The organism is Clostridium sp. DFI.1.208, assembly GCF_024463855.1.
Classification (GTDB): Bacteria; Bacillota_I; Bacilli_A; order Erysipelotrichales; family Erysipelotrichaceae; genus Clostridium_AQ.
The window spans coordinates 20,693-37,903 of record NZ_JANGCA010000005.1; the positions used below are offsets into that span (position 1 = coordinate 20,693).

Here is a 17,211-nt window from a genome sequence, read left to right on the forward strand (position 1 = left end):
ATATCATGAGTTCTCCTCTTTTCAACACTTATAAACTGCGTCCCAGCTCGTACGCCTCATTCGGATAAACCGAGTGCTCAATATCCTCTCTGACATACATTCCCAATGCATACACACTGCCGATGCATGTCCAACGCATATAGCGGAAAGCATCTGCAAAATGGTGCTTTAATGCGTCAAATGTCCAGTCCTCCGTATCGCCGCAGGTGGCTAAAACGATGGTTTTTTTCTGCTGCTCCCGTAATGCACTGTTGTTCGCATAGAAGCGGTCGAATACGGCTTTGAGCTGCGCACTCATCCCAAAATAATACAATGGTGTAACAAACACGACCAGCTCTGCATCCGCGAGCATTGGATTCAACTTTTCCATTCCATCCTTAAACACGCAGCCATTTCCTGCTGTACGGCAGGTATCACAGGCAATGCATGGATGGACATCCTCTCTGGCAGCATGAAACACATGGATGACATGCCCTTTTTCCTGTGCTCCCCGTATAAATTCCTCCATCAGTCGTGCAGACGTACCTTTTACATGCGGACTTCCGTTGATAACAAGTATGTTCATAATTGTGCTCCTTTTCCTCTTTACTACGTATGATACCACTTCATGTCCTGGAAGTAAATCGTACTACGAAGATCCTAATCAGATATCCTTCATCAATGATCCTGTTCATCATAGAAACAACAGATATTGTTATATAATGAAGATATCGATATAATATAGAAAACAGTAAATAAACAGATATTTGCAATAAAAATGAATGAACAAACAAAATAAAAATTTGAGCTGCAAAGCATTTGATGCAGAGTTTATAAAAAATAAAACGAAGGAGAAAGGAATATGAAAATTATCACCGTGTGCGGAAGCCTGAAATTTAAGGATGAGATAATGAAAATCACTGAGGAAATGACATTGCAGGGGAATTGTATGTTAAGTATTGTATATCCGGCAGATTCAGGTAAAACAGTGTATACAAGAGAAGAAAGGGAGCTGCTTGGCAGGATGCATAAAGAACGCATACGTATTTCCGATGCCATCCTGGTCGTTGCAATCGATCATTATATTGGCAGCAGCACACAGGGTGAAATTGATTTCGCAAAAGCTTTAGGAAAAGAAATCATATATTATACGGGGATTGCCACTTCCAAATAGCTATCGGATTTATCCTCTGGTTTTTTATGCACAGGTCAGTGATGTACGATAACAGGGGCATCGCTAAGCGAAAAATAAAGACGAATGTATTCTAATACCCGAAGGAAATCACAGGAATCGCCTGTTTTGGAAATGTTAAGAAAAAGCATGACAAAACTGTAAGAATAGGGTAAGGAAATCGTATGGTATGGATAAGCTTTCTACGTTATACTGATAGTAACAAAAGGAGGCTGAATGCATGACACAAAAAACAATGACCGTTCTGCTTGCCACTGCCTTTCTGGTTGGCGTTGGATACAAGGCGGTGCGTCACGTATTTCCAAAAAGCAGATAATCAGTATACGAATACATAAGAAAGTCATGAAAAGCCGCAGAGGACATCTGCGGCTTTTCATACACCTGTGGGATATGAAAATCGCTGTAAACACGGATAGCTGCTAGTGCCACCTCATAACTACCTACCCCATAGATGCTTTGCTGGGAAATTTCCTGTAAAAAGGGAAAAATTCCTAGTTCTGCGACCTTGGGACGAAACGAACCGGATTGCTTGTGGATGGTAAGCCTTTTACGATACAATAGCGGTGTTAATGAAAACCTTTACATGTAATTGGGAGAATTGGAGGATGTTATGAAACAGAAGATTCAAAAATTTGGAGGGGCCATGTTTACACCGGTGCTGCTGTTTGCTTTTGCCGGAATCATGGTCGGTCTTGCGACGACCTGTATGAATCCGCAGATCATGGGGGATCTGGCGAATCCGGAATCCATATGGTACAAATTCTGGGCGATGATCAGTGCCGGTGCGAATACGGTATTCAATCAGCTGCCTGTCCTGTTCGCAGTTTCTCTGCCGATTGCGCTTGCGAAAAAGCAGAATGCCAGAGCATGCATGGAAACCTTTGTGATCTATATCACGTTCAACTACTTTGTCAGTGAATTTTTAAACCAGTTTGGCGCTTCACTGGGCTTTGATTTTGCCGCTGAGGTAGGCGGTACCAGTGGTCTTGCCATGATTGCCGGCATCAAAACGCTGGATACCGGAATGATTGGAGCAATCCTGATTGCAGGTATCGCGATTTACCTGCACAATAAATTTTATGACAAGGAGCTTCCGGATTATCTCGGTGTCTTCAAGGGATCTGCCTTTGTTGTCATGATCGGCTTCTTCGTCATGATTCCTGTCGCTATCCTCATTGCACTTGTATGGCCGCATGTACAATCCGCCCTATTGGGTTTGCAGGGCTTCTTCAAGGCGAGTGGCGCTGCCGGTCTGTTCACATATAATCTGTTACAGAAGCTGCTGCTGCCATTCGGTGTTCATCACTTTATCTATGCACCGGTTCTGTTTGATAACGTCATTGTGGACGGTGGTACGATATCCTATTGGGCACAGCATCTGCCGGACTTTGTCAACTCCTCCAAGCCGCTGATTGAGCTGTATCCGCTGGGTGGCTTCTCCAATGGAGAGCTTGCGAAAATCTTCGGTGTCATCGGTGTTGCCCTTGCCTTCTATAAAACAGCACGTCCGGAAAAACGGAAGATGGTTGTCGCACTGATGGTGCCTGCCTGTCTGACAGCCATGATGACCGGGATTACGGAGCCGCTGGAATTCACCTTCCTGTTTGTGGCGCCTGTGCTGTATGTTGTCTATTCTGTCCTGTCCGCACTGCTTGCGGTGGTCATGCTGCTGTTCGGTGTCATTGGAAACTTCGGTCAGGGTATTCCCAACATCATTTTCCTGAATCTGATACCACTGTTTAAAAATCATGAAATGATGTATGTCTGGATGCTTGTCATCGGTGTTGCCTTTACCGCAATTTACTATTTTGTATTCAAATTCATGATTCTGAAATTTAACTACGCAACGCCGGGACGAGAAGCGGTGGATGAGGATGCCAAGCTGCTGACAAAGGATGAGTACAAGGCATTAAAGGATGAGAAGAAAAGCACCGGAAGTGACCGCTTTGATGTAAACGGCATACTATCCGCACTGGGCGGTGGAGAAAACATTCTGGAAATCAGCAACTGTGCAACACGCCTGCGCTTGCTTGTTAAGGATGAAAAGGCGGTACAGAGCCTGGAAGAATTTAAGAAATACGGGGCAATCGGCCTTGTGAAAAACGGCACCTCCATTCAGGTCATCATCGGTCTGGATGTACCAAAGGTAAGAGAACAGGCAGAGCTTCTGCTTGGAAGAGAATAACGAGTATAGTTTATAACGACAGCCCTTAAAAACGGCTGATAAAGGAGGATACTGATATGAAGAAATTTTCAATATTGATTGCAGGGGGAGGAAGCACCTATACACCGGGTATCGTTTTGATGCTGCTGAGCCATCTCGACCGCTTTCCGCTTCGCTCTATCAAGTTTTACGACAATGATGCGGAGCGTCAGAAAATCGTTGCGGATGCATGCGAGGTCCTGATTCGGGAGCGGAATCCGGAGATCAGCTTTTTGGCGACTACCGATCCGGAAACAGCCTTTACGGATGTAGACTTCGTCATGGCACATATTCGTGCGGGAAAATATGCAATGCGTGAGCTGGATGAAAAGATTCCGATGAAATACAATGTCGTTGGACAGGAAACCTGCGGACCCGGAGGAATTGCATACGGTATGCGTTCCATCGGTGCGATGCTGGAGCTCGTGGATTACATGGAGAAATATTCACCGCAGGCATGGATGCTGAACTATTCCAATCCTGCCGCAATCGTAGCAGAGGCGACAAGAAAGCTGCGTCCGAAATCCCGCATTCTCAATATCTGTGACATGCCGATCGGCATTGAACGTCATATGGCGGAAATCCTGCATCTGAATTCCAGAAAGGATATGGATATCTCCTATTACGGACTCAACCATTTTGGCTGGTGGACAAGCATTCGGGACCATGCGGGAAATGATTTGATGCCTGCGTTAAAGAAACACATCAAGGAAAAGGGGTACTGTGTGGAAGCGCAGATGTATCAGCACACGGATGACAGCTGGACGGATACCTTCCAAAAGGCAAGGGATGTCTATGCACTGGATCCGGATACCCTGCCAAATACCTACCTGAAATATTACTTCTACCCGGATTATGTTGTGGCGCATACCGATCCTGCTTATACCCGTGCCAATCAGGTAATGGATGGCCGTGAGAAATTCGTGTTTGGGGAATGCCGCAAGATTGCAGAGGCACAGAGCAGTGAGGGTGCTGATCTTCATATTGACGAGCATGCATCCTATATTGTCGATCTGGCATGTGCACTGGCATACAATACGAAGGAGAAGATGCTGTTGATTGTGGAAAACAACGGAGCTGTACAGAACTTTGACCCAACTGCAATGGTTGAGGTACCTTGTCTGGTGGGAAGCGATGGTCCGCAGGCATTGTGTATCGGGGATATTCCACGGTTCCAGAAGGGATTGATGGAGCAGCAGGTTGCTGTGGAAAAGCTGGTTGTGGAAGCATGGGCGGAACAGAGCTATCAGAAGCTGTGGCAGGCGCTGACGCTGAGCCGCATGGTACCAAGTGCAAGTGTTGCAAAAGCGATTCTGGACGAGCTGATCGAGGCGAATAAGGAGTACTGGCCGGAATTAAAATAAGAATATAAAAAATTATGTTATTGTTATAGATATAGAAGAGAACACCCGTAATTGCATACGCTTATGCATATGGGTGTTTTTTTGCTGTATCCTGCGTAGGAATGCTGTGATCTTTTTCAGAATTGCTGGCGTATGGTTGAATTCATGATATAATCGTAGAGAATGAGGTGAAGGATCATGAAACTTGCAGAGCTAGTCAATCAGCATTATAAGGAGCTGTCCTCCAATGACCTGTATATTTGGGACTACATACAGGCGCATCGAAAGGAATGTCAGAATCTGTCCATCGTTGAGCTTGCACAGCGCTGCCATGTTTCCAAAACGACGATCCTGCGCTTTGCCCAGAAGCTGTCATTAAAGGGATACAGTGAGCTGAAGGTATACCTGAGCTGGGAAAACCGGCCATCCGAGGATATGGTGATTGATGAGCATCTGATTGAGCATGTATGTGATACAAGCAAATACGCCATTGATGAGCTGCGGGAGCGTGATTTCACGGATATCTGTGAAATGCTGTATCATTCCGGACGCATATTCGTATATGGAACAGGAGCTTTGCAGGATTCTGTGGCAAGGGAGCTGCAGCGTATGTTTTTGTATTGCGGGGAATTTGTCTATGTCCTATCCGGTGAAAAGGAAACGGAAATGGTTCTGCCCTTTTTAAAACGCGATGATGTTGTTATTTTGATTTCACTGCGTGGAGAAGGAGAGCTAATCAATGAGTTTGCTGCTCAGCTGCGTCTTAGAAGCATTAAAACGATATCCATGACACGGCTGAAAAATAATGAGCTCGCCCTTAAATGTACAAAGAGCATCTATATCACTACCTCACAGGTGATGATTGGTAATCATATTCTGCATGAGGCGGCAAATCTGTATTTTGTATTGGCAGAGCTGTTGTTTCTGCGCTATTCCCAATATAAACAGAAACAGGATGGTATAGGAATAGGATAACCGCAAAATGGCGGTTTTTTCTTTGAAAACTCTTGCGGAAGACGCAGGGGAATCGTCTACAATAGGGGAAGAGGTGAAGAATATGTATCAGATTCATGAGGTGTGCGAACGCTGTCATCTAAGCAGAAAAGCAGTTCGTCTGTATGAGGAAAAAGGACTCTTGCATCCGGGAAGAATACAGGGAAATCGAATATATAATAAAGAAGATGTATTGCGTCTGCATTGTATCAGCTATTATCGTGGACTTGGGTTTTCTCTGGAACAGATTCAGCAGCTGTTGCATGGCAGCAGTGAAAAATGCTTGAAGGAGCTGCTTGTGACACATAAAGAGCAGCTGGATCGAAAGCTGGAGGAAAAGCAGGATCAGCTGCGGGCTGTAAAGAATGTTATACATGCAATCCGGCAGCATGAGGAATTTGATATCACTGCAGCGGTATCGGATGAACAGCGTGACGATGATTGTGTGGAGGGGATGCTGATCTGGAAGTGGAATTCCATCTATCAGATTTATGACTACCGATGCAGTAGAAAGACCTATCGCCATGCAGTTATTTCCGCACGTCTGTTTTGTGCAATTCTTGTGATTGTACTGGTGTTTGCATTGCTGGAGAAGGGAGGGATTCTGTAATGAATACCATACGTGAGCTTGCGGATTCCTGCAATATCAGTGTACGAACACTGCAGTATTATGATCAGATTGATCTTTTGAAGCCCAGCGGTTATCAGGGGCGCATTCGCATGTATGATGAAGCAGCAAAGGAAAAACTGAAAGGTATCCTTGCATGGAAGGTTCTGGGTCTAAGTCTAGAGGAAATCATAAAGCTTCAGCAGGGAGCTATGGATCAGGAACAGCTGTTGATTCTGCTGGAACAGAAAAAGGAACAGCTTATGATGGCAAAGGATGTTTTACTTAAAAATCAGATGCAGGTGGATGACATATTGTATCATATCCGGCAGTCTAAGGAATGGAATCCCGGCGACTATACGGAAGTTTTATCACTGCAAACCATGGATCGTCCGTATTCACTGACTACACATCTGGTTGCGTTACTGCGTAATATGACGCTGTTAAAGATGATCATTTTAATATTTTACATGTTGGATGCCCTCTGTATTGCCGCACTTGTCGCAAAATGTGCAACCCTTCTAATCCCATAGGACAATAAATCACAATTCAGATGCTTTGATAGAAACAAATTGAAAACGGCGATGTGCTTATTCGTATTCGGAGCGATTTCGTATTCATGCAGAGGCTAAGCTGAATGAGAAGATAATCTTATACATCCGTCGTTTCCCTACCGGGTAAACTGTTGTATAATAGTGATATTGATCATACAAGGAGACGAAGGATATGTCACAGAAAAAAATTACCTATATCAAGCTGCTGCATCAGCTGGAAAAAAAGATGAAGACCAAACGACTAGAGGGAAAGGTCGCTATACAGAGAGAAGAATTTGAAATTCTGTTATCCGGAATACCTTCTATTTTAAACGGATACGATCTGATAAAGCTTGAGGTAGGGGATAAAATCAGCCGTGATGCTTTACGCAACCATTTAAAAGAACAGTTTGAAATCATTGATAAAGATAGTGCAATCAGGGCAATCAAAGCCTTTTTGAATGATAATGTGCAATGGCAGTACGAACAGTTTCTGGGCTTTTGGAGGGATGAACCTCAGTTTGATTTAGAAGAGCTGGATGAAAAAGCAAGGCTATTCTTTGAGGGCTGTAAAACCTTTGCGAAGCAGTTTTATCCATTTCTGAAGGAACAAGGCTTTGCCGGTTTTGATTATGGAGAATGTGTCCGCATGATTCGGGAATGCTATGCTGTGGAAATTCTGGATCGGGAAACGGCGGAAATGATGCTGCAGGATATCGGAACCCGGGCATTTCGACAGTTTGACAGCTGGGAGGAATATGCGATCAGCTATCTGTGCGGAGGCTGTTATTTTATGTTCCGCAGCTCCGGGATGAATAATGATTATGGAAGTATGATGTTTCAAAATGAGCTGCAGGCGATTGAAAAGCTGTTTTTTGAAAATCGTACCAACGTATGGAACCGTTATGCATGGCTGGAGGGAAAGAAGTATTTCCCATGCATCAAAGAAGGAAAAAAGCTGATTGACAGCACGTTGGGCTGCTTTGTGACAGATCGTGTCAGCATCGATCAGGAGGACATCTGCTATATGGTACGCGAGGAACCCTCCAAAGACAATCCGGACAGCGGCTGGAGAATCTTCGCAGGAGATGAAACACAGGAGTATATCGATGATATTGAGCATACACAGGTTTTCGCTTTAAATACCGTATGCAACTATGATCCGGAAATCATTCCGTTTCTTGACGAGCCTGTTGGTACGGTGATTGTGCGCAATCGGGAAGGAAAGTTTGAAATCGAGGAAAAGCAGGCACAATAACAGCTTATCCATATAGGGCTTTATATTATGTTTATAGTGTAGCGGGTAAACAGCTTATATATAACATAAGGTTTGGACTTGATCTGAATTCAGATTGTCTGAACCTTTTTCATATCCATGCTGGGTGGTTATTGGCCCTAAGCAAACAAGGAGTGAAAAAAAGCTTGAAAAACAGATATCCTTTATAGTTGTTATTGACAGAATACAAATACCATGATAGTGTATTACTGTAGTTAGTACACTAATACACTGGAGGTGCAGTTGATGTTTGTAATTGACACGCAAAGCAAGCTTCCGATATTTGAACAGCTGAAAAAGCAAATACTGGAGTTTATCACAATTGGTATTCTATCACCAAACGACAAACTTCCTTCTGTTCGTGCCATGGCTTCGCAGATTGGTGTAAACCCCAACACGGTTGCCAAAGCCTATCAGGAGCTGGAAGAGCACGGATATATTTATTCGGAGAAAGGAAAGGGATGCTTTGTGGCAGACAATGAATCCGATAAGCTGATACGGGAAGAAAAGCTAAAGGACTTTAAGGGGACGGTTCGTGATATGAAGCAGCATCATATCGAAAAGGAAGCACTCTATAAAGCGGTGGATTCCGTATATGAGGAGGGAAAGGATCATGCTTAAAATCAGGTCACTGACAAAGAAGTTCAAGGATAAGACCGTGCTGATGGATGTAAACCTGGATATTCATAGCGGGAGTGTATTCGGTCTGATTGGTCCCAACGGATCCGGTAAATCCACGCTGCTGAAAATCATGGCGGGTATTATGAAGCCGGATTTGGGATGTATCTGTATTGACGATGAGAAGGTATTTGATAATCCCGGGGTGAAACGTGATATTCTGTTGATCAGTGATGATCCGTTTTATTTCTTCAATGCCACATTAAAGGATATGAAGGAATTTTACCGTGTATGGTATCCAAATCTCAGCGATGAAATCTACGAGAAGTATCGCGCTATCTTCAAGCTGGATGAAAATAAGACACTGAAGAATTTCTCCAAGGGCATGAAGCGGCAGTCCTTTATTGTTCTGGCTCTTGCCATTTCACCGAAGTATTTGTTTCTGGATGAGGCGTTTGACGGCCTGGATCCGGTGATGCGGCTGACCTTTAAACGGGCAATCAGTAAAATGATTGAGGAAAAGGAAATGACGGTAATCATATCCAGCCATAATCTGCGGGAACTGGAGGATATTTGTGATACATTCGGTATTTTGGAGGATAATACGATTCGTACGGCAGGCTATGTTGATGAGACGAAGGAAAATATCCACAAGATTCAGCTTGCGTTCAAGGAGGAGAAAAGTGAAGATGATTTTAAAGCCTTGGACCTGCTGTCAGTGCATGTGCAGTCGCGTGTAGTGAATCTGGTTGTTAAGGGAGATATTGAAAAGATTAAAAATTATTTGAATACAATGGACCCTCTGATGATGGAAGTTCTGAATGTCAATCTGGAGGAGGTCTTTATCTATGAAATGGAAAAGAAGGGGTATGGTGTTTATGATGAATGATTTTAAGGCCTATCTACGCTATTATGTAAACAGCAATAAACGGCTGTTGGTATTGGTTTTTATCATTCTGTTTCTGATAATGCCGTTCCTTACCTTTAATTATATGGGGCTTCCGCATGGCTCGTATTCCCTGGATACCTTCTATATGGGGTTCATCGCTCTGGGAGCGGCAACCTGTGCCGGAGGCTGTGTCCTTTCATATCTGATACCGATTTTCAATTTCCGTTATCTGTATAAGAAGAGAAGTCATGAGCTGTACTTCTCTTTGCCGATTCAAAGAAAACACCTGTTTCTATATAACTATATCAGCGGCTTGCTTGCCGTATTGGTACCGTTGCTGATCAACTATCTTCTGGGCTACCTTGTATTGCTGGGACTTGGATATCGGGAAAGACTGCTTTATATGCTGTTACCATTATTGTTCTTCCTCGGGTTATCCGTTCTGCTTTTGATTCAGTATACCATTTTCACCTTTCTGAGTGTGAAATGCAACAATCTGATTGATAGTATTCTTGTCAACGGTGCTTACGTTGTCATGCCGTTTATTGTCATACTGTCAGCAACGATTTTCTTTAGTAATCAGATAACGACGATTCTTGGAAATATCGGTGCATCACCAAGTGAATTCATTAACATGGGAATGATCCAGATGCTGCTTTCCATGCCGAGTACGATTTATGCTTTTCTATTTAACACACTATCTGCTATGGCTTCGGAAATGTATAGAACAGACAACCTGATAAATGTTTTTAACTGGCTGTACTTTCTATACTGGGGAATCATCGGAGTGCTTTGCTTCTGGTTTGGTTGGAAATCCTTTGTGCAAAGAAAACCGGAGGATGCAGAGCAGCGAACCGTTACATTATTTGGATTTCCTGTAATCATCACAGTCATCACCTTCTGTATGGTTTTATTAGTAATGAATGTGGATGGCGGTGTCGTTGTTCCAAGCTTGATTATACTGGTTGCTTATTTCTGTATGATATTCTTTTCCAATCGAAAGATACAGGTAAAAAAGCTTCATGTAATCGTATTTGCATTGCTTTATATGGGGACCTTCGGTTTTAGCTATATGTATACGCAGACAAAGGGACTGGGGATGGTAAAGGAATATCCATCCCTGACAGAAATGAAGCGTGTTGAGATTGATGTTCGATCATCCTATCTGGAAGATTCGTCTGCTATGTTATTCTATGATGCAAAGGAAAAAGAGTATTATGATGGCTACAGTACCGTTGTTCAGGATGAGGAAGGCATGAAATTTCTACAGAGTGTGCAAAAGAAAGCCAGTGAGCTGAATATAGAGGATTACTTTGTTGATGAGGCATATTATATCAATGTTTTCTATATCAAGCAGGATAATTCACAGGTTTATCGTTCCTATACGCTCAAAGGGAATAAGAAGAATAAGGAATATCTTCTGAAGCTGATGGAAGAGCTGAAGCATACGGAAAAATTCTCTGTTATGCAGCATTGAGAAATGAGTGGATAAGCTAGGAATCCTTGTTGCTGCTCAAAGCCTGAAAAGAAAAAGCCATTCATTTATCACAAAAGGATGGCTTTGCTGTTGAATGAAAGGTGTTAAATTGCATGATAGAATTCATAAGGGAATCGCAATGTGATACCTCTTATAGTAAGTAAAAAGCTCTCAGCATTCATGTGTGCAGAGAGCCTTTTTGCGTTGTACATTCTAAAACAGTAACACACAATTTATGTATGGAGATGTGTTACTAGGCGTTGCTTACAAATGACAGCTTATATCGTTGTGTCGGACTTGCTTATTCGTTCTTTGACAGACTCGAAGGTATCACACTCCAGAACTAAAGTGGATACAATATGTATTTGCTCCTCAGTTAATGCCTGCAGCCACATTGCGCAATCCTCATGATACTTGATTTGCATCTGTCTGTGTAAGAGCTGCCTTTCTCCTTCCAACTTACCTTCCATTTTTCCGGCAGCTTTTCCCTCTTCAAAGCTGTCATGCAAGCCGTTGCGATAACGTGCTTCTCCCATCTGAATCGCCATAGCCGTTGACCATAGCTCGTCATCCTTCTGCATTTCCTCATACTTGTTCATGAATACCTTCACCAGCCTTTCCTTTGACTTCAGTATATCATTTTTTTCATTATTTTCAAACAGGTATACCAGTTGTTCAAAGTCATTCAGCCTCAGTATTTCCTTCTCTCTTACAATGTCATTGATTGCCGGCATATGAACAAAGGTGCGAAGGATGAGAGGATAGTAGCTTTCATTCTCTCCCTGCTCATTGCGCATCTGATACTGATTGATCAGATTTCGGTTGTTCCATGCATACTCATCGATGAATATGATTTGATAAACCGGCTTTAATTGATCATAAAACTCACCGCTTTTCAGCTGATTGTTCAACGCTCTGGCGCCGTAAAATTCAAAGCGCATCATTTCCGCTATTCCTGCAAAAGTGGTCTGCATCTCGATATTGAAATGGCGATTCTGCTCATCCTTTACATGGACATCCAGAATGATGCGCTTCTTACCGATGATGCCCGGATCCAGATTCGGATTGAGTACGGTGCTTTCCTTTACCTTAATTCCGGTAACACGTTCAATAATGGTGTTACGGGCATACACAGAGCCTTCATCCTCACGGGAAAGGGTGTACTTAAAAAATAGATCGTTACTGTAGTTGAGCTGATTCATTGCATTTGACATTTTTATGTCCTCCATTCTGTAAGGACTCCTTACACTCTTCTATACGTTAAAAACATAGGGAATTCCTAAAAAATCCACGAATTATTGATAAAATTTGTTATTTTTCACGTTAAAAGGAATTTTAACTATAATGGCATTGTTTTTAAAGTGTTTCCTAAGCAATTTGCAAAACGATCTTTCACTTTCAAACAGTAAATGAAAAGTATCTGATGGTCCTGCGATTCGCAATATCTCACATGAAATGTTTCATGTATTCTTATGTGAATTTACAAAAAACCTATTGCTTTCGCAGAAACTTATTGCTATAATTGTATAGCACTTACTTTAAACCCACCTGAGGTTTAAGGCGGAAGGAGAGTTAAAATGAAAAAAGGAATTCATCCAGAGTACCACCGTATTATGGTAAAATGTACTTCTTGTGGAGCTGAATTTGAAACTGGTTCAACTAGCAAAGAGCTGCGTGTTGATACTTGTTCAAACTGCCATCCATTCTATACTGGACGTCAGAGATTTGCTGCTGCACAGGGACGTATTGAAAAATTCAACAAAAAATACGGACTTAAATAACAACAACTACAATGGGAAAGAGGCATATGCCTCTTTTCTTTTGCCTTATCTGTAAGCGCCTGCCCTGATGGCTATTTACAGGAACTGGATAAAAAAATAGCAAACAGTCAGGATATAGGATGAAAGAAAATGAAAGTTAAGTAACAGATGTAAAATGTACATACCGGAATCACTTTATGATATAATACAAATCGTAATGTTAGTGAGGAGTGTCGTTATGTATCAGCAGTATAAGGAAGGGTGGCTGGAGGTTATATCCGGCTGTATGTTTGCAGGAAAGACAGAGGAACTGATTCGACGTATTAAGGTGTTGGAATATGCAAAAAAGAAAATCGCTGTATTCAAGCCGAAAATCGATGATCGTTACAGTGAGGAATGTGTGGTATCGCACTGCGGAAGCACGGCAAAAAGCTTTGTGATATCCCGTGCGCATGAGATTTTTGATTACATAGATGACAGCTACGATGTGATTGCAATCGATGAGGTGCAGTTTTTCGATGAGGAAATCGTAGAGATATGCGATTACTTTGCGGACCATGGAAAACGGGTTATGGTTGCCGGACTGGATATGGATTTTCGTGGAGAGCCATTTAGCGTCATGCCGCAGCTGTTTACACATGCGGAATTTGTGACAAAGCTGACAGCGGTGTGTACAAAATGCGGAGCACCTGCTACAAGAAGCCAGCGACTGATTAACGGAAGAGCCGCTCGGTATGATGATCCGATTATTTTGGTTGGAGCAAGTGAGCAGTATGAAGCGAGATGCCGTCATTGTCATGAGGTTCCGGGAAAGCCTTTGATTCATAAATAAACAGAGAATTACTTGAAAGCAGATGATGTCAATGTGTGTGACAATCTGCTTTTTTTTGTAAAGGCATATCTGTATACTGCAGCTTTTCAAGAAACACCCGTATTTATTTCTGTTTTAGAATATAGCCTTTGTGTATGTTTCTTGCTTTAAATGTATACGAAGGTATTTTTATATAAAAGGATGGCGAAGGCTTGCCTATAGCGGTAAGTAGTTCTTTCATATGCGAGTCGTTTTATTTTTTGCACAACGTGAATGCTCATCATAGTGATGTGCAAACGTATACCCAAACATAGTACCTAACAGTTCTTGTGAAAACGGTTTCTATAAAATATACTTATTTTGTAAGGAAGAGCTTGCGCGCAACTATGATTTTCCTTTAAGGAAAAGGAGGTTTGATAAGATGAATGATACATTGATTTGTGATGAACTTTGCGAACTTGATTTAGATGTGAAGAGTACAGATGAGTTTTTTGAAGTCATGAGCAAAAAGGCAATGGATCTGGGCTACGTAACTGAACAATTTCTATCAGCCATAAAAAAAAGGGAACAGGATTATCCTACTGCATTGCCGGTAGAGCCGTATCCGGTTGCGATACCACATTCCGATCCCATCAATATCGTAAAGCAATTTATAGCACCAGTGCGTTTGAAAACTGCAATCGACTGGTGTGAAATGGCGAACAATGACAGCATTCTTCCGGTAAAAATCGTATTTCTTCTGGGCTTTAAAAGAGAAGAGGGGCATGTGGAAATTTTACAGCAGCTATTACAGAATTTCCAAAATGAAGATACGATGGAACGCTTATTGAAGGCCGCAACAAAGGAAGAATTTTTAGAAATTGTTAAGCATATGGAAGGGCTCTGATGAAAAAAGTGATCGTTGCTTGTGGGAATGGGGTTGCAACCTCTCAAACAGTGGCCTATCGAATCAATCGAATGCTGGAAAAAGAGAATATCACAAATGTCAGAGTGGAGGCAGTGAACTTGCGTTCTTTGCAAAGAGAGCTTCGCGGAGCTCTTGCCTATATTGATATCACGAATAGCCATATTGATTATGGTATTCCTACTATTAACGGACTTGCTTTTCTCTCAGGAGAACATAAAGAAGAAGCGTTTCAAGAGCTTATTGAAATCATAAAAAACAGTTAGGAGAATATTATGAAAAAAGTAATCGTAGCATGCGGAAGCGGAGTAGCTACCAGTCAGACAGTTGCATCAAAGGTAAATCGTTTGCTGAAGGAGAAAAACGTAGATGCGAAGGTAGAGGCGGTTGATTTAAAATCGGTAGACCGTTACCTTGTAGATGCTGCAGCATATATCACAATCACAAAGGTCACAAAGGAATATCCAATCCCTGTGATTAACGGAATCGCATTTTTGACTGGTATGAATCAGGAAGCGGAGCTACAGAAGCTGATCGAGGCCATAAACAGCGCAAAATAGAACTTTGAAAGAAGAGAAAGAAGGGAAATATAATGGAAATTTTATCAGATGTTGTTAATTATCTATTGAGCTTAGGTGCAGCAATCTTTGTTCCTATTATCATTATCATTGCCGGTTTGATTGTAAGAATGAAATTAAAGGATGCAATCTCAGCCGGTATCACTCTTGGTGTGGCGTTTACCGGAATGACGATGCTGATCAATTTTATGACAGGCGCCATTTCACCGGCTGCGGAAGCTATGCTGAAAAATACAGGGATATCCTTACCAATCGTTGATGGCGGCTGGACAACGATGTCAACCATATCATGGTCCTGGCCATATGCGTTCCTGATGTTTCCGCTCATGATTATTATCAATATTATCATGCTGGTTATAAAAAAGACGAATACCTTCAATGCGGATTTATGGAATGTATGGGGGAAAATATTTACAGCAGTTGGTGTTGTGGCAATCACCGGCAGTGTACCGCTGGCATTTCTGGTAGCCGCTATTCAGATTGTATTTGAATTAAAAACAGCGGATGTTCACCAGCGTAGAATTGAAGAATTATCCGGTATTCCAGGTGTTACCTGCACCCATAAGATGGTGCTGTTTGGAGCGCTGATGTATCCGATTGACTGCCTGTTGAAAAAGATACCGGCATTTAATAAAAAATTCGATGCTGCCGCATTAAAAGACAAGGTTGGTATTTTTGCAGAGAATCATGTATTAGGCTTTATACTTGGAGTTGTTTTCGGTTTGCTTGCACAATATCCTGTCGCAGAAACACTGACGCTGGCGATTCAGTGTGCAGCAGCCCTGACGCTGTTCCCTGTTATTACAAAATATTTCATGCAGGCGCTGTCACCGATCAGTGAAGCAGTATCTGACTTTATGAATAAAAAATTCAAGGGAAGAACGCTGCTCGTCGGTCTTGACTGGCCTTTCCTTGGCGGATCCAATGAAATATGGCTGGCAGTTATCTGGTCCGTACCGGTAACCTTGATCTGTGCAATGATTTTACCCGGCAATGCGATACTGCCATTCGCAGGTATTATCAATATAGCGCTGGCTGTACCCGCTTATCTTGTCACAAAGGGAAATCTTCCGAGAATGCTGATCTTATGTACGCTTGGCGTTCCTGCATTCCTATGGGTTGGCACTGCGTTTGCACCGTTCATTACAGACCTTGCAAATACAACCGGTGCAGTCGCATTAAAGGCAGGGGAAATGATATCCAATTCCTCGATTGACGGACCGGTATTCACCTATGCGATCTCACAGGTATTTGATGTCATCAACGGAAACTGGGTTCCGATTATTGTATTGTTTGTCTGGGTTACCTGCTATGCATTCTACTATCGTGCATTAAGCAAGGAAAACAAGCTTGCTGAGGCGAAGGATGCAAATGCGGAAGCAGTAGGTGAGTAAGCATGTCTTTTACAAATAAAGAAGGAAAGCTCATTGTATTGAATATCATAGATACCATACAAAAGCATAAGGATTATCTGAGTGAAATTGATGGAGCCATCGGGGATGGCGATCACGGTATCAATATGAATAAAGGTGCAGCGATAGCGAAGCCGCAGGTGGAAAAGAATGAAACGTTAAGTGAAGCACTGCTTTCTCTTTCCAATGTGCTTATGGAAAAAATAGGAGGGTCTATGGGGCCGTTATATGGTTCCATTTTCATGGGCATGCAGGCGGTATTGGGAAATGCTGAGATAATTGACGGAGCACTCATCGAGAAAATGCTAAAGCAGGCATATGATAATATCCAGATGATTTCTTTAGCTAAGACAGGCGATAAAACCCTGGTAGATGTCCTTGATCCTTCTGTTTCAGCGTATACAGCTGTCTATGAGAAAACACTGGATACATGTGCAGCACTTACTGCCTGCTCACAGGCAGCTGAAGAGGGCATGAAGGCAACCTGCAATATGCAGGCGAAATTAGGAAGAGCTGCCCGGCTGAAAGAGAAATCCATCGGACATCAGGATGCAGGGGCAACCTCCTGCTGTCTCATTCTGCAGACATTCTGTTCAACAATAATAGCATTTGAGAAAGCAAATGAAAGGAACTAAA

At 42.5% G+C, this 17,211-nt stretch carries 19 protein-coding genes; 17 read left to right on the plus strand and 2 right to left on the minus strand.

Annotation, left to right across the window (positions count from 1 at the left end; all coding sequences use genetic code 11):
* Nucleotides 1-28 precede the first annotated feature (28 nt).
* Complete coding sequence (locus NE665_RS03745; protein ID WP_117441734.1) at nt 29-565, minus strand: flavodoxin family protein; 537 nt, start codon at nt 563-565, stop codon at nt 29-31.
* Nucleotides 566-841: 276 nt separating this feature from the next.
* On the opposite strand from NE665_RS03745, the gene NE665_RS03750 reads away from it, so the two are divergent.
* The 10 genes from NE665_RS03750 to NE665_RS03795 all read left to right on the plus strand — a co-directional run bounded on the left by NE665_RS03750 (nt 842) and on the right by NE665_RS03795 (nt 11,110).
* On the plus strand, nt 842-1,153 hold the full coding sequence (locus NE665_RS03750) for a hypothetical protein (RefSeq protein ID WP_178759811.1): 312 nt from the start codon (nt 842-844) through the stop codon (nt 1,151-1,153).
* Between the two features lie 628 nt (nt 1,154-1,781).
* Nucleotides 1,782-3,356 (plus strand): alpha-glucoside-specific PTS transporter subunit IIBC, encoded by a 1,575-nt coding sequence (locus NE665_RS03755; RefSeq protein WP_117441732.1) that lies wholly within the window; start codon nt 1,782-1,784, stop codon nt 3,354-3,356.
* Between the two features lie 56 nt (nt 3,357-3,412).
* Nucleotides 3,413-4,738 carry a 6-phospho-alpha-glucosidase gene (locus NE665_RS03760; RefSeq protein ID WP_178759812.1) on the plus strand — a complete coding sequence of 442 codons (1,326 nt, stop codon included), beginning with the start codon at nt 3,413-3,415 and terminating at the stop codon, nt 4,736-4,738.
* 177 nt (nt 4,739-4,915) lie between these two features.
* Entirely contained in the window at nt 4,916-5,692 is a 777-nt protein-coding gene (locus tag NE665_RS03765; RefSeq protein ID WP_117441730.1) for a MurR/RpiR family transcriptional regulator, read from the plus strand.
* Between the two features lie 7 nt (nt 5,693-5,699).
* Entirely contained in the window at nt 5,700-6,320 is a 621-nt protein-coding gene (locus NE665_RS03770; protein ID WP_233104547.1) for a MerR family transcriptional regulator, read from the plus strand.
* Nucleotides 6,320-6,850: a MerR family transcriptional regulator gene (locus NE665_RS03775; protein ID WP_178759813.1), complete on the plus strand. Its 531-nt coding sequence runs from the start codon at nt 6,320-6,322 to the stop codon at nt 6,848-6,850. Before NE665_RS03770 ends, NE665_RS03775 begins: the two co-directional genes overlap by 1 nt.
* A 193-nt stretch (nt 6,851-7,043) precedes the next feature.
* Nucleotides 7,044-8,108: a DUF2185 domain-containing protein gene (locus tag NE665_RS03780; protein WP_178759814.1), complete on the plus strand. Its 1,065-nt coding sequence runs from the start codon at nt 7,044-7,046 to the stop codon at nt 8,106-8,108.
* 264 nt (nt 8,109-8,372) lie between these two features.
* Nucleotides 8,373-8,747: a GntR family transcriptional regulator gene (locus NE665_RS03785; protein WP_178759815.1), complete on the plus strand. Its 375-nt coding sequence runs from the start codon at nt 8,373-8,375 to the stop codon at nt 8,745-8,747.
* A complete protein-coding gene (locus NE665_RS03790; protein WP_178759816.1) occupies nt 8,740-9,633 on the plus strand; it encodes an ABC transporter ATP-binding protein in 894 nt (297 codons plus the stop codon). Before NE665_RS03785 ends, NE665_RS03790 begins: the two co-directional genes overlap by 8 nt.
* Nucleotides 9,593-11,110: a hypothetical protein gene (locus NE665_RS03795; RefSeq protein ID WP_178759817.1), complete on the plus strand. Its 1,518-nt coding sequence runs from the start codon at nt 9,593-9,595 to the stop codon at nt 11,108-11,110. The genes NE665_RS03790 and NE665_RS03795 overlap by 41 nt, the downstream gene beginning before the upstream one ends.
* Before the next feature lie 278 nt (nt 11,111-11,388).
* On the opposite strand, the gene NE665_RS03800 is transcribed toward NE665_RS03795, so the two are convergent.
* Complete coding sequence (locus tag NE665_RS03800) at nt 11,389-12,324, minus strand: PD-(D/E)XK nuclease family transposase (RefSeq protein WP_178759818.1); 936 nt, start codon at nt 12,322-12,324, stop codon at nt 11,389-11,391.
* Between the two features lie 363 nt (nt 12,325-12,687).
* Between NE665_RS03800 and rpmE the strand changes: the two genes are divergently transcribed.
* The 7 genes from rpmE (at nt 12,688) to dhaL (ending at nt 17,210) form a co-directional block, all read left to right on the plus strand.
* On the plus strand, nt 12,688-12,891 hold the full coding sequence (gene rpmE / locus NE665_RS03805) for a 50S ribosomal protein L31 (protein WP_002607019.1): 204 nt from the start codon (nt 12,688-12,690) through the stop codon (nt 12,889-12,891).
* 217 nt (nt 12,892-13,108) lie between these two features.
* Nucleotides 13,109-13,702 carry a thymidine kinase gene (locus NE665_RS03810; protein WP_117441723.1) on the plus strand — a complete coding sequence of 198 codons (594 nt, stop codon included), beginning with the start codon at nt 13,109-13,111 and terminating at the stop codon, nt 13,700-13,702.
* 400 nt (nt 13,703-14,102) lie between these two features.
* A complete protein-coding gene (locus NE665_RS03815; RefSeq protein WP_117441722.1) occupies nt 14,103-14,567 on the plus strand; it encodes a PTS sugar transporter subunit IIA in 465 nt (154 codons plus the stop codon).
* Nucleotides 14,567-14,851 (plus strand): PTS sugar transporter subunit IIB, encoded by a 285-nt coding sequence (locus NE665_RS03820; protein WP_117441721.1) that lies wholly within the window; start codon nt 14,567-14,569, stop codon nt 14,849-14,851. The genes NE665_RS03815 and NE665_RS03820 overlap by 1 nt, the downstream gene beginning before the upstream one ends.
* Before the next feature lie 9 nt (nt 14,852-14,860).
* On the plus strand, nt 14,861-15,145 hold the full coding sequence (locus NE665_RS03825; protein ID WP_117441720.1) for a PTS sugar transporter subunit IIB: 285 nt from the start codon (nt 14,861-14,863) through the stop codon (nt 15,143-15,145).
* A 32-nt stretch (nt 15,146-15,177) separates the two neighbouring features.
* Nucleotides 15,178-16,557 (plus strand): PTS transporter subunit IIC, encoded by a 1,380-nt coding sequence (locus tag NE665_RS03830; RefSeq protein WP_117441719.1) that lies wholly within the window; start codon nt 15,178-15,180, stop codon nt 16,555-16,557.
* Nucleotides 16,558-16,559: 2 nt separating this feature from the next.
* Complete coding sequence (dhaL, locus tag NE665_RS03835; RefSeq protein ID WP_117441718.1) at nt 16,560-17,210, plus strand: dihydroxyacetone kinase subunit DhaL; 651 nt, start codon at nt 16,560-16,562, stop codon at nt 17,208-17,210.
* The last annotated feature ends 1 nt before the right edge of the window (nt 17,211 follow it).